General features: G+C 56.1%; 20 protein-coding genes. 15 read left to right on the plus strand and 5 right to left on the minus strand.

Features of this window, described 5'->3' with window-relative positions:
* The first annotated feature begins 133 nt into the window (after positions 1–133).
* From accD to hisP, 10 genes are all read left to right on the plus strand, one after another.
* Positions 134–1048: an acetyl-CoA carboxylase, carboxyltransferase subunit beta gene (gene accD, locus GKC68_RS07300; protein ID WP_013026546.1), complete on the plus strand. Its 915-nt coding sequence runs from the start codon at positions 134–136 to the stop codon at positions 1046–1048.
* 91 nt (positions 1049–1139) lie between these two features.
* Positions 1140–2408: a bifunctional tetrahydrofolate synthase/dihydrofolate synthase gene (gene folC, locus GKC68_RS07305; RefSeq protein ID WP_342656717.1), complete on the plus strand. Its 1269-nt coding sequence runs from the start codon at positions 1140–1142 to the stop codon at positions 2406–2408.
* Entirely contained in the window at positions 2398–3189 is a 792-nt protein-coding gene (dedD, locus tag GKC68_RS07310; protein ID WP_342656718.1) for a cell division protein DedD, read from the plus strand. The genes folC and dedD overlap by 11 nt, the downstream gene beginning before the upstream one ends.
* 264 nt (positions 3190–3453) lie before the next feature.
* Entirely contained in the window at positions 3454–3939 is a 486-nt protein-coding gene (gene cvpA, locus GKC68_RS07315) for a colicin V production protein (protein ID WP_026021019.1), read from the plus strand.
* A gap of 37 nt (positions 3940–3976) precedes the next feature.
* Positions 3977–5494 carry an amidophosphoribosyltransferase gene (gene purF, locus GKC68_RS07320; protein WP_028724998.1) on the plus strand — a complete coding sequence of 506 codons (1518 nt, stop codon included), beginning with the start codon at positions 3977–3979 and terminating at the stop codon, positions 5492–5494.
* 102 nt (positions 5495–5596) lie between these two features.
* A complete protein-coding gene (locus GKC68_RS07325; RefSeq protein ID WP_013026541.1) occupies positions 5597–6166 on the plus strand; it encodes a UbiX family flavin prenyltransferase in 570 nt (189 codons plus the stop codon).
* 270 nt (positions 6167–6436) lie between these two features.
* Entirely contained in the window at positions 6437–7219 is a 783-nt protein-coding gene (gene argT / locus GKC68_RS07330) for a lysine/arginine/ornithine ABC transporter substrate-binding protein ArgT (protein ID WP_058706936.1), read from the plus strand.
* A gap of 166 nt (positions 7220–7385) precedes the next feature.
* Positions 7386–8072 (plus strand): histidine ABC transporter permease HisQ, encoded by a 687-nt coding sequence (locus GKC68_RS07335; protein WP_013026539.1) that lies wholly within the window; start codon positions 7386–7388, stop codon positions 8070–8072.
* Positions 8069–8785, plus strand: coding sequence for an ABC transporter permease (locus GKC68_RS07340; RefSeq protein ID WP_028724996.1), 717 nt, complete (start codon positions 8069–8071; stop codon positions 8783–8785). The genes GKC68_RS07335 and GKC68_RS07340 overlap by 4 nt, the downstream gene beginning before the upstream one ends.
* Positions 8786–8793: 8 nt before the next feature.
* A complete protein-coding gene (gene hisP, locus GKC68_RS07345; RefSeq protein WP_028724995.1) occupies positions 8794–9567 on the plus strand; it encodes a histidine ABC transporter ATP-binding protein HisP in 774 nt (257 codons plus the stop codon).
* Between the two features lie 5 nt (positions 9568–9572).
* Here the strand turns inward: hisP and GKC68_RS07350 are convergent, their stop codons facing one another.
* On the minus strand, positions 9573–10523 hold the full coding sequence (locus tag GKC68_RS07350) for a sugar-binding transcriptional regulator (RefSeq protein ID WP_342656877.1): 951 nt from the start codon (positions 10521–10523) through the stop codon (positions 9573–9575).
* A gap of 192 nt (positions 10524–10715) precedes the next feature.
* Here GKC68_RS07350 and dalD point away from each other — a divergent pair, with 192 nt between their 5' ends.
* From dalD to GKC68_RS07365, 3 genes are read left to right on the plus strand one after another with little or no spacing between them, the layout of a single operon-like run.
* Positions 10716–12107, plus strand: coding sequence for a D-arabinitol 4-dehydrogenase (dalD, locus tag GKC68_RS07355; RefSeq protein ID WP_342656878.1), 1392 nt, complete (start codon positions 10716–10718; stop codon positions 12105–12107).
* A 9-nt stretch (positions 12108–12116) separates the two neighbouring features.
* Positions 12117–13580: a xylulokinase gene (xylB, locus tag GKC68_RS07360; RefSeq protein ID WP_058706930.1), complete on the plus strand. Its 1464-nt coding sequence runs from the start codon at positions 12117–12119 to the stop codon at positions 13578–13580.
* Between the two features lie 34 nt (positions 13581–13614).
* Positions 13615–14895 carry an MFS transporter gene (locus GKC68_RS07365; RefSeq protein ID WP_342656719.1) on the plus strand — a complete coding sequence of 427 codons (1281 nt, stop codon included), beginning with the start codon at positions 13615–13617 and terminating at the stop codon, positions 14893–14895.
* Positions 14896–14928: 33 nt separating this feature from the next.
* Here GKC68_RS07365 and GKC68_RS07370 read toward each other — a convergent pair whose 3' ends face one another.
* A complete protein-coding gene (locus GKC68_RS07370) occupies positions 14929–15828 on the minus strand; it encodes a TIGR01777 family oxidoreductase (protein ID WP_014605370.1) in 900 nt (299 codons plus the stop codon).
* A 182-nt stretch (positions 15829–16010) separates the two neighbouring features.
* On the opposite strand from GKC68_RS07370, the gene yfcF reads away from it, so the two are divergent.
* Together yfcF and yfcD are read left to right on the plus strand one after the other, a co-directional pair.
* Complete coding sequence (gene yfcF, locus GKC68_RS07375; protein WP_029569026.1) at positions 16011–16652, plus strand: glutathione transferase; 642 nt, start codon at positions 16011–16013, stop codon at positions 16650–16652.
* A 110-nt stretch (positions 16653–16762) separates the two neighbouring features.
* Positions 16763–17188: an NUDIX hydrolase YfcD gene (gene yfcD, locus GKC68_RS07380; RefSeq protein WP_342656720.1), complete on the plus strand. Its 426-nt coding sequence runs from the start codon at positions 16763–16765 to the stop codon at positions 17186–17188.
* A 426-nt stretch (positions 17189–17614) separates the two neighbouring features.
* Here yfcD and GKC68_RS07385 read toward each other — a convergent pair whose 3' ends face one another.
* The 3 genes from GKC68_RS07385 to GKC68_RS07395 are packed head-to-tail and all read right to left on the minus strand — an operon-like array spanning position 17615 to position 20786.
* The gene (locus GKC68_RS07385; RefSeq protein WP_014605373.1) at positions 17615–18439 is read right to left on the minus strand and encodes an ABC transporter permease; all 825 of its coding nucleotides are present in this window, start codon (positions 18437–18439) and stop codon (positions 17615–17617) included.
* 10 nt (positions 18440–18449) lie between these two features.
* Positions 18450–19715: an ABC transporter permease gene (locus GKC68_RS07390; protein WP_028724988.1), complete on the minus strand. Its 1266-nt coding sequence runs from the start codon at positions 19713–19715 to the stop codon at positions 18450–18452.
* Between the two features lie 45 nt (positions 19716–19760).
* On the minus strand, positions 19761–20786 hold the full coding sequence (locus GKC68_RS07395) for an ABC transporter substrate-binding protein (protein ID WP_028724987.1): 1026 nt from the start codon (positions 20784–20786) through the stop codon (positions 19761–19763).
* Between the last annotated feature and the right edge of the window lie 90 nt (positions 20787–20876).

A 20876-nucleotide genomic window follows, 5' to 3' on the forward strand; every position in this document is an offset into this window, starting at 1 on the left:
GGGGTAAGACCAGATTTTTATCCACAGTCTTAATTGGTTGTGGTTTAATGAGCGACATTTACCGTCTGCTGAATCGGTTTTCAGCAGTATCAAGACGACTGGACCAGGTCAGTTTTAAACAGAAAGGTCATCAATGAGCTGGATTGAACGCATTCTTAATAAAAGCAACATTACGCCCACAAGTCGCGCCAGTATTCCGGAAGGCGTGTGGACGAAATGCGACAGCTGTGGCCAGGTACTTTATCGTGCCGAGCTGGAGCGTAACCTTGAGGTCTGCCCTAAGTGCGACCACCACATGCGCATGCATGCCCGTGAGCGCCTGGCGAGCCTGCTCGATCAGGGCACGCTGGTTGAGCTGGGTAGCGAGCTGGAACCCAAGGATCTGTTGAAGTTCCGGGATTCCAAAAAGTATAAAGATCGTCTGGTTGCTGCACAGAAAGCCACGAATGAGAAAGATGCGCTGATTGTGATGAAAGGTCAGCTGCACGGTATGCCGGTTGTGGCGGCCGCCTTTGAATTCGCCTTTATGGGCGGCTCAATGGGATCGGTGGTTGGCGCACGTTTCGTCCGGGCTGTTGAGCAGGCGCTGGAAGATAACTGCCCGCTGATCTGCTTCTCCGCCAGTGGCGGTGCACGTATGCAGGAAGCGTTAATGTCGCTGATGCAGATGGCCAAAACCAGTGCCGCGCTGGCGAAAATGCAGGAACGCGGTCTGCCGTATATTTCGGTGCTGACCGACCCGACTATGGGCGGCGTGTCTGCCAGCTTTGCGATGCTGGGCGATCTGAATATTGCCGAACCTAAAGCCCTGATCGGCTTTGCGGGTCCACGTGTGATTGAGCAGACCGTTCGTGAAAAACTGCCGCCGGGCTTCCAGCGGAGTGAGTTTTTGATCGAGAAAGGGGCGATTGATATGATCATTCGTCGTCCGGAAATGCGCTATAAACTGGCGAGTCTGCTGGCAAAAATGATGAATCTGCCCGCACCGCTGCACGACGGTGAAGCGTTCGCACCTGCGACGAGCCATCCGGAGAGCAACGAGGCCTGACAGGAGACAGAAGGCGCGCAGGTCGCGCCTTCCACCAATGCACCGTATACCTTGCGGCTTTCATCGGGTATAAATTTGCAAAACGGGACATATGGACAATCTTCACCTTCCTCAAGCCACGTCGCCTTTGGCCACGTGGCTTTATTATCTTGAGCACCTCCACTCTCAGACGATAGAACTGGGCCTGGATCGTATTCGCCAGGTGGCGCAAGGTCTGGACCTGCTCAAGCCTGCACCCTTTATTTTTACCGTTGCGGGCACCAATGGCAAAGGTACTACCTGTCGCACCCTGGAAACCTTACTGATAGCAGCCGGCTATCGGGTTGGGGTTTACAGCTCGCCGCACCTTGTGCGCTACACCGAGCGCGTCCGGATTCAGGGGCAGGAACTCAGTGAAGCCCAACACAGCGCCAGTTTTGCCGACATTGAGGCCGGACGGGGTACGGTTTCTCTGACCTACTTTGAATTTGGCACGCTGTCGGCGCTTAACCTGTTTAAGCAGGCGGGGCTGGATGTCGTCATTCTGGAAGTCGGGTTGGGCGGTCGGCTGGACGCGACCAATATTGTCGATGCGGATGTCGCGGTGATTACCAGTATCGCGCTGGATCATACCGACTGGCTTGGCCCGGATCGTGACAGTATTGGCCGGGAAAAAGCCGGTGTCTTCCGCCAGGCGAAACCCGCCGTGGTCGGTGAACCTGATATGCCTGCCACAATAGCGCAGGTCGCCCGTGAAACAGGTGCGCGGTTAATGCAGCACGGGCGCGACTGGCACTATCATCAGCAGGCAGAGAGCTGGTCGCTGCGCGATGCGCGAGGCGAGCTGAATGATTTGCCGCTGCCTCAGGTGCCGTTGCCGAATGCGGCTACCGCACTGGTGGCGCTGCGCGCCTCCGGGCTGAATGTGAGCGAGTCAATCATTCGTGCGCATCTGCCGTTGGCGATTTTACCGGGGCGCTTTCAGACCATCTGCGAATCCCCACGGGTGATTCTGGACGTTGCCCATAATCCGCATGCGGCGACCTATCTGGCCTCGCGACTGGCTGCATTACCGCAAAGCGGACGCGTCCATGCGGTCGTGGGGATGCTGCACGATAAAGACATTGCCGGCACCCTGGCGGCCCTGGCCCCTCAGGTGGACTGCTGGTATTGCGCACCTTTGGCCGGTCCGCGCGGTGCCAGTGCGGAGCAGCTCATGGCGCACGTCACGTCCGCTCAGGCATTTGCGGATGTTGAACAGGCCTGGCACCAGGCGCGCCAGCAGGCGGAAGCGCAGGATATTATTCTGGTCTGCGGCTCTTTCCTGACGGTGGCGCAGGTTATGGAATCGATTGAAACGGAGAAAGGACGTGGCGAGTAAGTTTCAAAACCGTTTAGTCGGTACCGTTATTCTGGTGGCCGTCGGCGTGATCGTATTGCCGGGGTTGCTGGATGGTCAGAAAAAACATTACAAAGAAGAATTTGCCGCGATCCCGCTGGTGCCCAAACCCGATGACCAGCAGGACAGCGAAATGGTACCGCCGGTGACGCAGTCGCTGCCTGCGCATCCGCCAGCAGGCGCAGGCAGTGCGGTCAGCCATTCTGAAACGAATGATGCCGCCGCCGCCGAGGGCAGTAGTCAGCCCGAGCAGAGTAGCGAACCGAGCGTGGTCTCACCGCCACCGGTTCATTCGTCTTCGGCCACGACAGCGCCGAAAGCCAGGCCGGTTGAGCCAACCCGACCCAAACAGGTTGAGCAGGCTAAACCGAAGTCGGTCGAGCAGACGCAGAGCAAACCGGTAGAAAAAAACAAACCGGTTGAGCAGGCTAAACCTGTTGAAAAAACCAAACCGGCCGAGCAGTCGCAGCCTGCGGAAAAAACCGCGCCTGCGGAGCAGCCTAAAGAAACGCAGCCTGCCGGTCAGGCCTATGTTGTTCAGTTAGGCGCACTCAAGAACGCCAGCAAGGTGAACGAGATTGTGGCGAAGCTGCGCCTGTCGGGTTACCGGGCCTATACCGTGCCGTCTACGCCCGTGCAGGGGCAAATCACCCGCATTTATGTGGGGCCGGATGCGTCAAAAGCGAAGATGCAGGCGGCCGTCGGCGAGCTGAAGAACGTCTCAGGCTTGAGCGGTGTGGTTAAGTCTTACAGCGTCCGCTAAAGCGCCGATTGACGCTGCCGATAGGAATAACAGGCAGCGTCAATCGGGATGAGAACGGCAGTGTCTGACCCAGTTCAATGCTAAAATTTGACCACTTTTCAGCCTGTTAGCAGGGTGAAAATGACACAGGCGAAGACGGATTTTTTCATCGCCTTTTTTATGGATGCAGAACCTGAAAACCCCTACGCAAACGTTTTCTTTTTCTGTTAGAATGCGCCCCGAACTGGAAGCAGGGGTGCAATGGCACTGGCGCTGGAAGAGTTCATGATCTGGATTGATTACGTCATTATTGCGGTAGTTGGTTTTTCGGCTTTGGTCAGCCTGGTTCGAGGGTTTGTCCGCGAAGCCTTATCTCTTGTTACCTGGGGATGCGCGTTTTTTGTCGCCAGTCATTACTATGCCTACCTTGCAGTCTGGTTCACAGGTTTTGACGACGAACTGGTTCGTAACGGAATCGCGATTGCGGTGCTGTTCATCGCGACCCTGATTGTGGGCGCAATTGTGAACTACGTTATCGGCTCGCTGGTTGAGAAAACTGGCCTGTCGGGAACCGATCGGGTATTAGGCGTTTGTTTCGGGGCATTGCGTGGTGTGCTCATCGTGGCCGCTCTGCTGTTCTTCCTGGATACATTCACGGGCTTTTCAAAAAGCCCGGACTGGCAGCAGTCTCAACTTATTCCCGAGTTCAGTTCTATAATCAGGTGGTTTTTTGACTACCTGAAAAGCACGTCGAGTTTTTTGCCCCGGTGAGACCACCGGGCGTACGGCTTAATGAGGAAATGACAACATGTGCGGTATTGTCGGTATCACCGGTTTCATGCCGGTCAACCAGTCGATCTATGACGCGTTAACGGTGCTCCAGCACCGCGGGCAGGATGCCGCAGGCATTTGTACCATCGATGCCCTGAACTGCTTCCGCCTGCGTAAGGCGAATGGTCTGGTCAGCGATGTTTTCGAAGCGCGTCATATGCAACGTTTACAAGGCAACATGGGGATTGGTCACGCACGCTATCCTACCGCGGGCAGCTCCAGCGCTTCTGAAGCCCAGCCGTTCTACGTCAACTCGCCGTACGGTATTTCCCTTGCCCATAACGGTAACCTGACTAACGCCCACGAGCTGCGTAAGCAGCTGTTCGAAAAAGGCCGTCGTCACGTTAATACCACCTCCGATTCTGAAATCCTGTTGAATATCTTTGCGCAGGAACTGGATCGTTTTCAGCACTATCCGCTGGAAGCCGATAACGTGTTTACCGCCATCGCTGCCGTCCACCAGCAGGTGCGTGGCGCCTATGCCGTGGTGGCGATGATCATCGGTCACGGCATGGTCGCCTTCCGCGATCCTAACGGCATTCGGCCACTGGTGCTGGGCAAACGCGTCATTGCCGATGGCCGTACCGAGTACATGGTCGCCTCCGAAAGCGTGGCGCTGGATACCCTGGGTTTTGAATTTATCCGTGACGTGGCACCGGGTGAAGCGGTTTACATCACTGAGCAGGGGCAGCTTTCAACCCGTCAGTGTGCCGAAAACCCCAAAAACAATCCTTGCCTGTTTGAATACGTCTATTTTGCGCGTCCGGACTCCTTCCTGGATAAGATTTCGGTCTACAGCGCCCGCGTGCGCATGGGCACCAAGCTGGGCCAGAAGATCGCCCGCGAGTGGGAAGATCTGGATATCGACGTGGTAATTCCCATTCCGGAAACCTCGATGGATACCGCGCTGGAAATCGCCCGCATCCTTGATAAGCCTTACCGTCAGGGGTTTGTGAAAAACCGCTACGTGGGCCGCACCTTTATCATGCCGGGCCAGCAACTGCGCCGCAGCGCCGTTCGCCGCAAGCTTAACGCTAACCGCGCGGAGTTCCGCGATAAGAACGTGCTGCTGATTGATGACTCCATTGTTCGTGGCACCACCTCCGAGCAGATTATCGAGATGGCGCGAGAGGCGGGGGCGAAAAAGGTCTATCTTGCGTCTGCCGCGCCGGAAGTGCGCTTTCCTAACGTCTACGGCATTGATATGCCCAGCGCGACCGAGCTGATTGCCCACGGCCGTGAAGTGGAAGAGATTCGCCAGATTATCAAAGCAGATGCGCTGATTTTCCAGGATCTCGATGACCTTATCGAAGCCGTACGGGAAGAGAACCCGGATATCGTGCAGTTCGAATGTTCGGTCTTTAACGGCATCTACGTCACCAAAGATGTTGATCAGGGCTATCTTGAATATCTGGAATCCCTGCGTAACGACGATGCGAAAGCTATCGCCCGTCAAAACGAAGTCGAAAATCTTGAACTGCATAACGAAGGCTAATCTTGCCTGAATGCAAAAAAAGAGGGCGGGTCTAATCCCGCCCTCTGTGTTTTCTGCCGGTCTGCGCTATTATGGTGCACTTTGCCACTGCAAGGTTGAACGATGAAACGACTCATTATTGGTATTTCGGGCGCAAGCGGCGTGATCTATGGCGTCCGGCTTTTGCAGGTCTTGCAGCAGATCAGCGACGTGGAAACCCATCTGATCATCAGCCATGCGGCCCGTCAGACGCTGAGCCTGGAAAGCGACTACAGTCTGCGGGATGTTCAGGCGCTGGCCGACGTGGTTCATGACGTGCGGGACATTGCCGCCAGTATCTCCTCCGGATCGTTCAAAACGTTGGGCATGGTGATCCTGCCGTGCTCAATGAAAACCCTGTCCGGTATTGTTCACAGCTACAGCGATTCGCTGCTGACGCGCGCAGCAGACGTAGTCCTGAAAGAGCAGCGTAAACTGGTCCTGTGCGTACGTGAAACCCCGCTGCATATTGGTCATCTGCGTATGATGACAACCGCAGCCGAACTGGGGGCCATCATCATGCCGCCCGTGCCGGCGTTTTATCACCGTCCAACCACTATCGAGCAGCTTGTCGATCAGACTGTTAATCGGGTCATTGACCAGTTTGATATTGAACTGCCCCAGGACTTGTTTGTGCGCTGGCAAGGTGCATAATCGTCTTCTTGCGCACTTCTTTGGTGCAGAAACGCGGGGGCGATCACTGTTCCTGCATTTCTTGAACTAAAAGTTCACAACATCGCTTTTTCTCTGCGACATCACTGATATATTCCTTTCACAAACCCAGTCTTTTCGTCACTAAACGGGCGGCTGGGCAGACGGCAAAACTGCAGAACTGGCATGAAACATGCACAGGAAAAGGCAGTGTTCGTCGCAAACACACATCATGCATCACATAACAATAAGCAATTCACTTGAGGGTAATCTATGAAGAAGCGTGTTCTGGCTCTTTCTTTAATGTTGGGCCTGTCCAGTGCGGCCAGCGTATTTGCAGCAGTACCGGCCTCGATTCGTGTCGGCACTGACCCAACATACCCGCCGTTTGAGTCGAAAAACGCGCAAGGACAGCTGGTTGGTTTTGATATCGACCTGGCTAACGAAATCTGTAAACGTATCCAGACCAAGTGTACCTATGTAGAAAGCGATTTTGATGCGCTGATTCCCTCGCTGAAAGCGAAGAAAATTGATGCCATCATCTCCTCGCTGTCCATCACCGCTAAACGTCAGGAAGAGATTGCGTTCTCAGACAAACTGTATGCCGCTAACGCACGCTTAGTTGCACCTAAGGGGTCTAAAATTCAGCCGACCGTTGAATCCCTGAAAGGCAAAAATGTCGGCGTGCTGCAAGGCACTACGCAGGAAACCTACGCGAATCAGTACTGGCGTCCAAAAGGCGTCACCGTCACGCCTTACGCCAACCAGGATCTGGTGTATCAGGATCTGACCGCAGGCCGTATTGATGCCGCATTCCAGGATGAGGTACAGGCGGCTGAAGGCTTCCTGAAGCAACCTGTTGGCAAAGACTACGCCTTTGCTGGCCCAGCCGTGAAAGACGATAAAATTTTCGGCGTCGGAACCGGTATGGGATTACGTAAAGACGATACCGAGTTGAAAGCGGCCATCGATAAAGCATTCGAATCAATGCGTAAAGACGGTACCTACGACAAAATTGCGAAGAAATACTTTAATTTCAACGTGTACGGTGACTGATCTGTCGTCTTCGCCTCTGTTGCTCGCATAACAGAATACGCACAGGGTTGTCCTGCCCCCTCTGGTCGGGGCAACCCTGTGTTATCGGCTATGCGAGAACAGAAGCTGCGCTGCCCGTCTGCACGACGGCACAGCGTCGTTTCCACCCCACGACAGGACCTTTTCCATGTTGTATGGCTACTCTGATGTCATTTTAAAAGGCACGCTGGTCACGCTTGAGCTCGCCCTGAGCTCGGTGCTGCTGGCGGTGATCCTGGGTCTGATTGGCGCAGGCGCGAAGCTTTCGCGCAATCGTCTGCTGTCACTGATTTTTGAGGGCTACACGACGCTGATTCGTGGCGTGCCCGACCTCGTTCTGATGCTGCTGATTTTCTACGGCCTGCAGATCGCTCTCAACCATCTCACCGATGCGCTTGGCCTGACCCAGTTCGATATCGATCCCATGGTGGCCGGCATCATCACCCTGGGCTTTATCTATGGCGCCTATTTTACCGAGACGTTTCGCGGTGCTTTTATGGCGGTGCCAAAAGGGCAGATTGAAGCCGCCACGGCGTTTGGTTTTACCGGTTCGCAGGTTTTCCGCCGTATCCTGTTTCCGGCGATGATGCGCTACGCGCTGCCCGGCATCGGTAATAACTGGCAGGTGATCCTGAAAGCCACGGCGCTGGTTTCCCTGCTGGGGCTGGAGGATGTGGTAAAAGCCACGCAGCTGGCAGGTAAAAGCACCTGGCAGCCGTTCTATTTTGCTATCGTGGCGGGGGTGATTTATCTGGTCTTTACCACCTTGTCTAACGGCATTCTCTGGTGGCTCAATCGCCGCTACACCGTCGGCGTGAAGAGGGCGGAGCTATGATCGAGATTATTCACGAATACTGGCAGTCGCTGCTCTGGACAGACGGTTATCGCTTCACCGGCGTGGCGATTACGCTATGGCTGCTGATTGTCTCGGTCGTACTGGGCGGCTGCATGGCCGTGTTGCTGGCGATTGCGCGTGTATCACCCAATCGTTTTATCAGCCTGCCGGTGTGGCTCTTTACCTATGTGTTTCGCGGTACGCCACTCTATGTGCAACTGCTGGTGTTCTATTCCGGCATGTACACGCTGGAAATCGTGAAAGGCACAGAGCTACTGAATGCGTTTTTCCGCAGCGGCCTGAATTGTACGCTACTGGCGTTTACCCTTAATACCTGCGCTTACACCACGGAAATTTTCGCCGGGGCGATTCGTGCCGTGCCGCACGGTGAAATCGAAGCGGCGCGAGCCTATGGCTTCTCGACCTTTAAACTGTATCGCTGCATTATTTTGCCTTCTGCGCTGCGCACCGCCTTACCGGTTTACAGCAACGAAGTCATACTGATGTTGCACTCTACCGCACTGGCCTTTACCGCAACCGTGCCTGATTTGCTAAAAATCGCCAGGGACATTAACGCGGCAACCTATCAGCCCTTTACCGCGTTCGGCATTGCGGCCGTGTTATACCTGATTATTTCTTACGTGCTGATTAGCCTGTTTCGTCTTGCGGAACGTCGTTGGCTGGCGCACGTGAAACCTTCTTCATCGCATTGAGTAAGACTATGGCTGATAACAAATTAAGCGTCACCGACCTGCATAAACGTTACGGTGAACATGAAGTATTAAAAGGTGTGTCATTGAACGCCAATGCGGGCGATGTCATCAGTATTATTGGCTCGTCGGGTTCCGGGAAAAGTACCTTTTTGCGCTGTATTAACTTCCTCGAAAAGCCGAGTGAAGGCACCATTGTGGTCAACAACACCGCTATTACCCTGGTACGCGATACGGACGGCCAGCTGAAGGTGGCAGACAAGGAGCAGCTGCGCCTGCTTCGTACCCGTCTGACCATGGTCTTTCAGCATTTCAACCTGTGGAGCCACATGACGGTGCTGGAAAACGTTATGGAAGCGCCGATTCAGGTGCTGGGCCTGAGTAAAGCGCAGGCACGCGAGCGCGCGATTACCTATTTGAACAAGGTCGGCATCGACGAGCGGGCGCAGGGAAAATATCCCGTCCATCTCTCAGGAGGGCAGCAGCAGCGCGTCTCCATTGCCCGCGCGCTGGCGATGGAACCGGAGGTGCTGTTATTTGATGAGCCCACCTCAGCCCTGGATCCTGAGCTGGTCGGTGAGGTACTGCGTATTATGCAGAAGCTGGCCGAAGAGGGGAAAACCATGGTGGTGGTCACGCACGAAATGGAATTTGCCCGTCACGTCTCCAGCCACGTCATTTTCCTGCATCAGGGGAAAATTGAGGAGCAGGGGCCACCGGCTGAATTATTTGGTCAGCCAAGGAGCCCGCGCTTACAGCAGTTCCTGAAGGGTTCGCTTAAGTAGGCAAGCTATTGGTTATTCAGCAGGCGCACGGCGGTGGCTTCATCGGTCACCAGGCCCGATATCCAGCCGCCGTTCACCGCCGCCTGAATAGCGGCATATTTTCGCTCCCCGCCGGCAAAGCCGATGATATTGCGCGTTGTCTGGCTTTCCAGCGCCACGCTGGTTAACAGCGCATCAGTTTCCCCCAACACGCGTTCGCCCTGCTGATTGAAGAAATGACCGAGCATTTCCCCGACCACGCCGCGCGCATTCAGCGCCTGCACCTGGCTGTCTGTGATAAAGCCTTCGGCATGGAGCGGGCAGCCGGGATTGACCTCCCCAATTCCTAGAAAGGTGACGTGGGCCTGTCGTGCACGGTTGACCACGCGCTGATAGACCTGGTGCTGGCACCACATCTGCTTATCGCCTGGGCTGTCGGCGAACAGCGGGGCGGGGATGAAGAAATACTTGCCCTGCATTTTTTCAGACAGCTTAAGCGGCACGTCGTAGCGGGTGCCTGAATCGTCGCGGGCGATAGCCCCAATCATGGAAACACAGTGGTGCTGCGGTCGTTCAACCCAGGGAAGCGCATCAATAATCGCCCGCAGGGTTTTCCCCGAACCGATGCCAAACACCTGCGGCTCGTCGTTATTGATAAACTGCGACATCACCTCTGCGCCTTCTACCGCCAGCATTTGCTGTATGGCATTGTCGTCCAGATCGCCGGAAGGCACTACGCGGCAGTGCTGCAGGCCAAATTTCTCCTGCACGTCGTGCGCCAGACGCAGGCAGTGCGTCACGGGGTGGGCGATCTTTACGCTGACCATACCCATTTCACGCGCCCCGGAAATCAAACGCTGGGCCACCTGACGTGACAATCCCAGTGCCCGGGCGATCTCCTGCTGTGTCAACCCCGCGACGTAATACATCCAGGCGGCACGCGCCGCCAACTCCTGTTTCTTCTCTTCTTTGTTCATTGCGGCATTCCCTTCTCTGCGGATCGCCATTTTATCGCGCAATCTGTTCAAAAGCCTATTAGGGCAAAAGCTCAATTAATGGGCCAATGTGTTAAATGTGAAATTAATCACAGAACCTCGACGTTACCTCTGATTAACATATGCGCATCGGGCAAATGCCCTTAATTTAAACAAATGCCTAAAGAGGTCATGATGACACCATCAGTTTGGATGCATATCGGCGCAGGCTCTTTCCATCGTGCCCACCAGGCATGGTATCTGCACCGCCTGATGCAGCAGGGCGACAGCCGCTGGCATATCGCGCTGGGCAATATCCGCGATGACGCAACGCCGTTACTGACGCAGCTAACCGCCCAGCAAGGGGAATATGTGCTGGAGACGGTCACGCCTGAGGGCGAGCGTCACTACGAAACCATTACCTCCATTCGGCAGGTTCTGCCGTGGGACAAAGAGATCCACGCACTGGTGCAGCAGGGCGCCGATCCATGCACCCGGGTGATCGCCTTCACCGTGACTGAAGCGGGTTACTATTTAACACCGGAACATGAGCTTGACCTGCAGCAGCCCGATATTCTGGCGGATCTGAATGGCGAGGCGCGAACATTGTATGGCGCACTGGCGCGTATCCTGACGGCACGCGTCGCCAACGGTGGGGCGCCCGTGACCCTGTTGAACTGCGACAATCTGCGCCACAACGGTGAGCGTTTCCGTCAGGGTTTTTTGGCCTTCCTTGCGGCAAAAGGGGCAGGTGAGCTGGCCGCCTGGGTGCGTGATAACACCACCTCGCCCAATACCATGGTGGATCGGATCACTCCGCGTCCTACGCCTGACGTCGCGGAGCGCGTTCTGGCGGCAACCGGTAAAGACGATGCGGTGCCGGTAATGGCGGAGTCTTTTATCCAGTGGGTGATCGAAGACGATTTTATTGCCGGGCGTCCGGCGCTGGAGCAGGTAGGCGTCGAGCTGGTCGAGTCGGTGTTGCCCTGGGAAGAAGCCAAGATTCGTATTCTTAACGCCACCCACAGCGCCATTGCCTGGGCGGGCACGCTTATCGGTTTGCTTTACATTGATGAAAGCACCCGGCAGAAAGCCATCCACCAGATGGCATGGGAATATGTCTCACAGGATGTCATACCTTCACTTTCACCCAGCCCGCTCAACCTGGCGGAGTATCGGGATGTTGTCCTGTCCCGCTTTAGCAATCCGTGGATAAAAGACACTAATCAACGGGTAGCGGCTGACGGTCTGTCAAAAATTCCCGCCATGGTGACGCCGACACTGCGGGAATGCTATCAGCGCGGCACGCCGCCTGCGGCCAGCCTGGTGCTCCCGGCGCTGTTCTATCTGTTTTTGCAACGCTGGGCCAGTGGCGACCTGCCTTATGACTATCAGGATGGCGTGCTGCAACCTGAAGTGGTTCAGCAGTGGTTTGCCCATGCCGATCCGTTACAGGCTTATATGACCCAGACGTCCCTGTTTGCTGAGCTGGCCACATCACAGGATTTTCATGCGCGGCTTAGCACCACCGTCGCCGGGCTGGAAACGTGGCAAGTCCAGCCAGAACAACCGCTGGCCGTGGTTTAGGGGGCGAATATGTATCTGGGTATCGATATCGGCACCTCTGAGCTTAAAGCGCTGATCGTGAATGCGCAGGGCGAGATCGTGGCATCGGAACATGCCGCCCTGGCCGTGCAGCGCCCCCATCCGCACTGGGCAGAGCAGGACCCGCATGACTGGTGGCGCGCCTGCCGTCAGGTTATCACGCGTCTGCGTCAGCAGGCACCTCTGGCCTGGTCTGCGATAGAGGCGATTGGGCTGTCAGGGCAAATGCACGGAGCGGTGCTGCTGGATGAGCAGGGTGAGGTTTTACGGCCCTGCATTCTGTGGAATGACACGCGCAGCGCGGCAGAATGCCACTGGCTGGGTCAGCATCATCCCGAAATCATGCACATTAGCAGCAATATGATCATGCCGGGCTTCACGGCCCCAAAGCTGTGCTGGGTGGCCCGGCATGAGCCTGACTGCTTTCGCCGCATTAGCAAAGTGTTACTGCCAAAAGATTACCTGCGCTGGCGCCTGACCGGGCGCTTTGTCACCGATCCCTCGGATGCCGCAGGCACCTTATGGCTGGACGTCGCCAAACGCGACTGGTCAGCGGAACTGCTGGCCGCAACGGGAATGCGTCGTGACCAGATGCCTGCACTCGTCGAAGGGAATGCCGTCAGCGGTACGTTACGGCCGGCGATTGCCGACGAATGGGGGCTCTCCTCGTCGGTCATTATTGCAGGCGGCGGCGGGGATAATGCCACCTCGGCGGTTGGCGTGGGCGCCGTGAATCCTGGCGATGCGTTTATTTCACTTGGCACCTCTGGCGTCATCTTTGTGGTTAATGACCGGCTGCAGGCCGATCCGCAGTCAGGCGTGCACGCTTTTTGCCATGCGCTGCCTGACCGCTGGCATCAGATGAGCGTCATGCTCAGCGCCGCAAGCTGTCTGCGCTGGCTGTGCCAGTTGCTCTCAGTCAGTGAAAACCAACTGCTGGAAGAGATTGCTGCGCTGGATTCGGCACAAAAACAGCAGGCCCCGCTTTTCTTGCCTTACCTCTCTGGAGAACGTACCCCGCACAACGATCCTGATGCGTCGGGCGCGTTTTTTTATCTGCGGCACGAAACCCAGCGTGCCTTACTGGGCTATGCGGTGCTCGAAGGCGTAGCCTTTGGCCTGGCCGACGGCCTGACCGTCTTAGGGGAAGGACGGCGTGCCATTACCCGGTTCAGCCTGACCGGCGGCGGCGCGCGCAGCAGCCTGTGGGCGCAGCTGATCGCCGATGTACTGGCGCTGCCTGTCGTGACGCATCCTGCCAGCGCATCCGGTGCACTGGGCGCGGCGCGCCTGGCCTGGCTGGCTGCGGGCGGTGATGAAGCGCAGGTATGTCTTAAACCCCCGATACAGGCGCGCTTTCTGCCCAATCCTGAGGTTCATCAGGGGCTGCAGCAACGGCTGGCTCAGTTCCGTGAGCTTTACCGTCAACACTCTCAGTCCCGTTCGCTGGCCTGATTAACCTGTCACCAAACAGAGAAGGACGATCGTCATGCACTCTACTGCGTACTGGTTTGGCTTGCCCAAACATCTGATCTGGGGATTTGTCGCCATCGCTGTTTTTATGGCAGGTGACGGTTTCGAGATGGCGTTCCTGTCACGCCATATTACCGATATGGGATTCACGCCGGGGCAGTCGGCGCTGGTGTTTACCTTTTACGGCTTAGCGGTGGCGCTGGCCGCCTGGGCTTCCGGTGTGGTGGCGGAGCTGATTACGCCGCAGCGCGCTATGCTGATCGGTTTTGTTTTGTGGGTGGTCATGCATGCCCTGTTTATGAGCCTGGGGCTGGGGATGCGTAACTATCCTCTAATGCTGCTGTTTTACGGCATCCGCGGCCTGGCCTATCCGCTGTTTATCTACTCATTTATGCTGCTGCTGGTGCAGGTGCTGCCACGGGAACGGCTGGCGGCCGCTACGGGCTGGTTCTGGGCGATGTATTCGGTGGGCATCGGCGTGGTCGGGAGCTATCTGCCCAGCCTGATTATTCCTTCCATTGGTGAAACCGGCACGCTCTGGCTGGCGATTGGCTGGGTAACCTGTGGCGGCTTGCTGGCCTTTTTTAGCCTGCGCAACGTGCCGGTCGATCGTTCTCGCGTCAACTTACCCCTGCGGGAAAAAATGACGGAAATGTCGCGTGCGGTGACTATCCTGTTCACCAACCAGCATGTGTTTTACGCCTGTCTGATCCGCATTATTAATACGCTGTCGCTGTTTGGCTTTGCCATCATTATGCCGCTGCTGTTTGTGGATCGGCTTGGGTTTACGCTCTCAGAGTGGCTGCAGATTTGGGCGGTGTTCTTTTTTGTCACCATTTTTACCAATATCTTCTGGGGCATCATGGGTGAACGTATTGGCTGGATTCGCCAGGTGCGCTGGTTTGGCTGCCTCGGCATGGCGATCTCCAGCCTGGCGTTCTATTACCTGCCTGTCTATGCCGGTCACAATTTCCTGGTCGCCCTGATTCCTGCCGTGATGCTGGGCATTTTCGTGGCGGCCTTTGTGCCCATGACGGCGGTTTTCCCTACGCTGGAGCCCCATCATCAGGGCGCGGCCGTCTCGGTGTATAACCTGTCTGCAGGCATGAGCAATTTTGTTGCGCCCGCCATCGCCTCCATGATGCTGCCGTTCTTTGATATCGTCGGCGTGGTGTGGGCCTACACCTGCCTGTATGTGTTTGCCGGTGTGCTGACGTTTATCATCCGCGTACCGCAACCGAATCACGGCGCGCTGCGTTCCACGGTGAAGTCGAAAACCGCGGTCACCTCTCAGTAAAAAAGGGAAGGGGAGCGAGTGCTCCCCTGACCCTCAGCTTTTCACCACATCCTGTAATGCATTCTGCAGCTCATACCAGCGGAAGCGAAAACCCGACGCCTCCAGCCGTTTTGGCAGCACATGTTGCCCACCCAGCACCAGTACAGACGATTCTCCCATCATCAGCTTGATGGCACTGGCGGGCGTGCGCATGAAAGCCGGGCGGTGCATCACCTCACCCAGGGTAGCGGCAAACTGCTCATTGCGCACGGCGTAGGGCGCAACCATGTTAAAAGGGCCGCTACAGGCATCATCGTCGAGCAGCCACAGAATGCCGCTGACCATGTCATCAATGTGGATCCACGGCATATACTGTTTGCCGCTGCCAATCGGGCCACCAATTCCCAGCTTAAACGGCAGTTTCATTTTACTCAACGCGCCGCCTTCTCGCGTCAGCACCACGCCGGTACGCAGCAGGCAGACGCGGGTGCGCTCACTCTGCGCGGTCAGCGCCAGCTGTTCCCAACGGGCGCAAAGTTCGTGGGTAAACTCGTTCTGTCCGGGATCGTCCTCGGTTAATACCACGTCGCCCGTGTTGCCATAAAAGCCCGTTGCCGATCCCGAAATCAAGACGCGCGGTGGCGTGGTACTGGCGTTAATCAGGGAGGCAATGCGCTCCGTTATCTGCCAGCGGCTCTCGCACAGCTGCCGTTTGTGGGCCTCTGTCCAGCGTTTATCCGCGATGGGTTCACCGGCCAGGTTGATAACGGCATCCACGCCATCCAGCGAGTGCTGTTGCGCCAGGCCTGACCAGAGCGCGATATCTTCCCCCAGCATGTCTCGTGCAGCGGCAACGTCGCGCGTGACCACGCTGACCGTGTCGCCACGCTGTTGCAGACGTGGAATAAGATGGCGGCCAATAAGCCCGGTTCCACCGGTAATTAAGATATGCATAGTGCGGCTCCGTCTGAATTTTTATTTTTTGCTTACTTCATCATAGAAGAGTCGTACCCGTGTGGCGTGAGCCGCTTCGTAATTTAGTCAGTTGAGCGTAAACATCGGACCAGCGCCTGGTTGTTTTCAGAAATAAAAATCGGTAAAGATGATGCACCCCTGTCAGCTATTTGAGGTAGCAGATGAATTACCCCTCCATCACCCTGTGGTCAGATTCATCTTTCTTTAGTCCTTATGTCATGTCGGCTTATGTTGCGCTCAGCGAAAAAGGGGTGCCTTTTAGCGTAAAGCGTATCGATTTATCGCAAAACCAGCAGCATGCTGAGGCCTATCGCGATCTGTCCTTAACCTGCCGCGTCCCGACCTTACAGGTCGATGACTTTATGCTGAGTGAATCATCGGCCATCTGCGAATACCTCGAAGAGCGTTTTGCTGCCCCTGAATTTGAACGCCTCTATCCCAAAGATCGCGAGAAACGCGCCCGCGCCCGGCAAATTCAGGCCTGGCTGCGCAGCGATCTGATGCCCATTCGCCAGGAGCGCCCTACCGAGGTGTTATTTGCCGGTGAGCGCTTTGCGCCCTTGTCGCCTGCCGCCGTTGAGGCCGCCGAAAAACTGATTACCGCTGTTCAGCGCCTGTTGCCAGAACGTCAGCAAAATTTATTTGGTGAGTGGTGCATTGCAGATACCGATTTGGCTGTCATGCTTAATCGACTGGCGCTGCATGGCGATACCTTGCCTGCGCGTTTGCAGCACTATGCTGAGTTTCAATGGCAGCGGGCATCAGTACAGTTGTGGCTAACGGAAAGCGGCAAAAATCGCTAGCGATCGGCGCTTGCTCAAGTTGTCATAAGTGATTACCTTACGACACACTATGATATAGGTGTGGCAAACAGCGCGTGCATAAAGACACGCTAAACAGGAAAGGGTTACGGATGGTGGATCAAACTGCTGGTGGCGAAATCGAATGGGTCGATATCGTAAGCGAAGAGAATGAAGTCGTTGCACAGGCCACGCGTGCGCAGATGCGCGCGCAATGCTTACGTCACCGCGCGACCTATATCGTGGTTCATGACGGTATGGGGAAAATACTGGTTCAGCGCCGTACTGAAATCAAAGATTTTATGCCAGGCAAACTGGATGCGACGGCTGGCGGCGTAGTGCAGAGTGGCGAAGACATGCTTGAATCGGCGCGGCGTGAAGCCGAAGAGGAGCTGGGCATTGCGGATGTGCCTTTTGCAGAACATGGCAAATTCTATTTTGAAGATGAGCATTGCCGCGTCTGGGGGGATTATTCAGCTGTGTGTCGCACGGCCCCTTTGCTATGCAGGAAGAAGAAGTGGATGAAATTTTCTGGATGACCCCGGATGAAATCACCGCCCGCTGTGATGAGTTTACCGATGATTCACTCAAAGCCTTATCTCTGTGGCTGAGCCGCAACAACGAAAACAGTCACTGATACCTTCTGTTAGCTTTGCGGGCGGTCGTGGCCGTTCGCAAAGCGGCCACGCGGCGGTGATCGCCGCCTCATTCGCCTGACTATCAACTTCCCGCCTTTAATGGAACGCCGTTTGCGCTCAACGACGTGGCGCGTGCCGTAGAACATGCGGCGCAGCATGCTGGCCCGTTTCAACAAACTATGGTGGTGCCGCCCGTTCAGCGCCTGACGTGATTTTGCCCATGATCAGGCTGACAGGGGCTGGGGGCGCACTGCCCAGATCAGACAACCGCCCACACGTTAACCCTGTGGGCGGTTTAACAACCTGAACCGGTTTCCTGGATGTTATCTAAACCGGCTGTGGCTGGCGCATCTTTTCCCCGCGCCGCCGCAGGACTTCCATGACGATCAGTAACAGGAGCGAAGCCGCAATCATGATTGTGGCGGCCGCCGCAATAGTAGGATCGAGGTTTTCACGAATACCGGCAAACATCTGAATCGGCAGCGTCCGCTGCGTTGGGCTGGCAAGAAACAGCGTCACGACAACTTCATCAAATGAGGTGGCAAACGCGAACAGTGCTCCGGAAAAGACGCCCGGCGCAATCAGCGGCAGGGTGACTTTTCGAAACGCCAGCAGCGGAGAGGCACCGAGGCTGGCAGCGGCCCGCGTCAGGTTGGTGTCATAGCTTTTCAGTACGGCGACCACTGTGATCACCACAAAAGGAACGCCCAACAGGGCATGGGCTAACACCAGCCCGAGGTAGCTGTTCAGCAGTGACAGTTTGGCAAAGAAGAAAAACATGCCAACGGCGATGATCACGACGGGCGCCACCATGGGAGAGATAATGATTGCCATCACCAGACCTTTGCCGCGAAACTCGCCGCGCACCAGGCCCATGGCGGCCAGCACGCCCAGTACGCTAGCCAGTAGCGTGGCTAGCGGCGCAACCAGCAGGCTGTTCATTAACGCACCTATCCACTCCTTCGAGTGAAAAAAGGCCTCGTACCAGCGCAGCGAAAAACCACTCAGCGGATAGCTCAGAAATGAGCTTTCGTTAAACGACAGCGGCACAATGACCAGAACAGGCACAATCAAAAACAGCAGTGCCGCTGCGCCGTAAAAATTAAACAGGTAACGCCAGACCCGCAGCAACGTCGAACCTTGTTGTTTCATCATTTGCTCCTTAACGTACTGCCGCCTCGGATGACGTCCGGGTGACACGTGAATACACCACATACAGCAACGTCACGATAATCAGCAACTGGCTCCCCAGGGCGGCGGCCATGCCCCAGTTCATGGTGCTGTTGGTAAAAAAGGCGACAAAGTAGCTGACCATTTGATCGTCCGGCCCGCCCAACAGCGCTGGCGTAACGTAATAGCCAATCGCCATCATGAACACCAGCAGCGCGCCTGCGGTAATCCCGGCATAGGTCTGCGGGACATAGACGCGCCAGAAGGCCACAAAGGGGTGGGCACCCAGCGACACGGCCGCCCGGACATAGCTGGGAGAAATCCCTTTCATGACGGCATACAACGGCAGCACGATGAAGGGCAGCAGGATATGCGTCATAGAGATGTACACGCCGACCCGGTTGAACACCAGCGTGAGCGGACTGTCGATGAGTCCTGTCGCCATCAGCGTCCGGTTAATTAATCCTCCTGACTGCAGCAGGACAATCCAGCTGGCGGTACGCACGATCAGTGAGGTCCAGAAGGGCAACAGCACCATAATCATTAGCAGGTTGGCGCGACTGGACGGCTGTTTCGCCAGCCAGTAGGCCAGCGGATAGCCCAGGCCCACGCACAGCAAGGTGACCACGGTCGCCATCCACAGCGTACGCAGCAGAACGTTCACGTAAAGCGCCTGATCGGGCGACTGCGCGACGATGTCGCCAGTCTTTGCATCGACCTTGTGGTCAAACACTGACAGCAGGTAATAGCTGGTATAGGGTTTGGCTACGCGCTTGAGGGTTTGCCAGGTAGACAGCTCGCCCCACAGGGGCTGCTTATCAATAAGGGTGGCTTTGACGTTAACCCCATCCTCGGGGGCCTGGCGGGGCACGGCCAGGATCAGGCGACGAAACGCAGTGTCTTCATAGCTCAATCGCTTCGCAATGCCAGAGATCTGGCCCTGCTCGCGCGCTGCGCTGACTTCCTTCGCCAGCGTGGCAAACAGGCTTTCATCCGGCAGCGCCTTGCCGTTCCATTTAGCCAGGGCCTGGCTGGTTTGCGGAAGTGCGTCGTGCAGCTCAGGGTTATTGACGCTCATACTGAGGATAGAGCCGATGGGGAACAAAAAGCACACCACGACGAAAATCAGTAACGGGGCAACTAAAAACAGGGAGCGTTGTGTTTTTAACCAACCTGCCCGGTTAAATTGCTGGCGCAGACTGAACGCGCCTTCCGTACGTCTGACGGGCGCTGAATTCATCACGGGGTTTTGACTCATGCCGATCTCCTGAAAGAGGGCTGCCGGCGCGGGTCCGGCAGCGGGTTATTTCGCGGCCCAGGCGTTAAAACGCTGTTCCAGCTCTTCGCCATGTTCCAGCCAGAATGTGGCGTTAACCTGAACGGCCTTGGCCATGTTTTCCGGTGCCGTTGGCAACTGAGCCAGACGATCGGCCGTCAGCAGTTTGCCTGCCTTGATATTGGCGGGGCCGTAAGGAATATTTTCGGCATACACTTTTTGGTTCTCGGGCTGCAGCGAGAAGGCGATAAATTTCTCTGCCAGCGCTTTGTGCTTTGAGCCTTTTACAATCGCCCAGTTATCGAAGTCGTACAGGTTGCCGTCCCAGACGATTTTGAAATTATGACCTTCTGCCTGCGCAGTGCCGATGCGGCCGTTATAGGCTGACGCCAGCGTCACGTCGCCTGAAACCAGCCACTGCAGGGGCTGCGCGCCCGATTCCCACCACTGAATATTCGGCTTTAGCTCATCCAGTTTCCTGAAGGCACGATCCACGCCCGCTGGCGTTGCCAGCACCTTGTAAACGTCTTCGCGCTTCACGCCATCCGCCATCAGCGCGATTTCCAGCGTGTATTTCGCGCTCTTACGTAGGGCGCGTTTGCCGGGGAATTTTTTCACATCCCAAAAATCTGCCCAACTGGTGGGGGCGGTTTTAAGCTTGTTACCATCGTAGGTCAGTACCGTCGACCAGACGAAGAAGCCTGCACCACATTCGCTCACGCTCCCCTTGGCAAAGTCGGCTTTGTTGCCAATCTTGCTCCAGTCCAGGGTTTCAAACAGCCCTTCTTCACAGCCCCGTTCCAGTTCCGGGGTTTCAAGTTCTACCACATCCCAGCCGACCTGTTTGGTTTCGACCATTGCGCGGATGCGCGCCATTTCGCCGTTATATTCACCGGCTTCAATGCTGTCCTTCCCCGAGGCCATGAAAGGCTTATAAAACGCTTTATCCTGTGCGTCCTTGTTGGTGCCCCCAAAGGACACCACCGTAAGATTTTCGGCCTGTGCCTGGATGGCCACCGCTGCCAGAACCAGTGCCGCTATGTTTTTCATCATCCCCGAACTCCTGCATTATTATGTTCAGACAGATTCCTCTGCCCGGTGTTTGCTTTGCAATCATGATGCCAGGGGCTGATCCGCCGCGGA

It is taken from the genome of Pantoea sp. RSPAM1, from assembly GCF_038816185.1.
Lineage (GTDB): Bacteria > Pseudomonadota > Gammaproteobacteria > Enterobacterales > Enterobacteriaceae > Pantoea > Pantoea ananatis.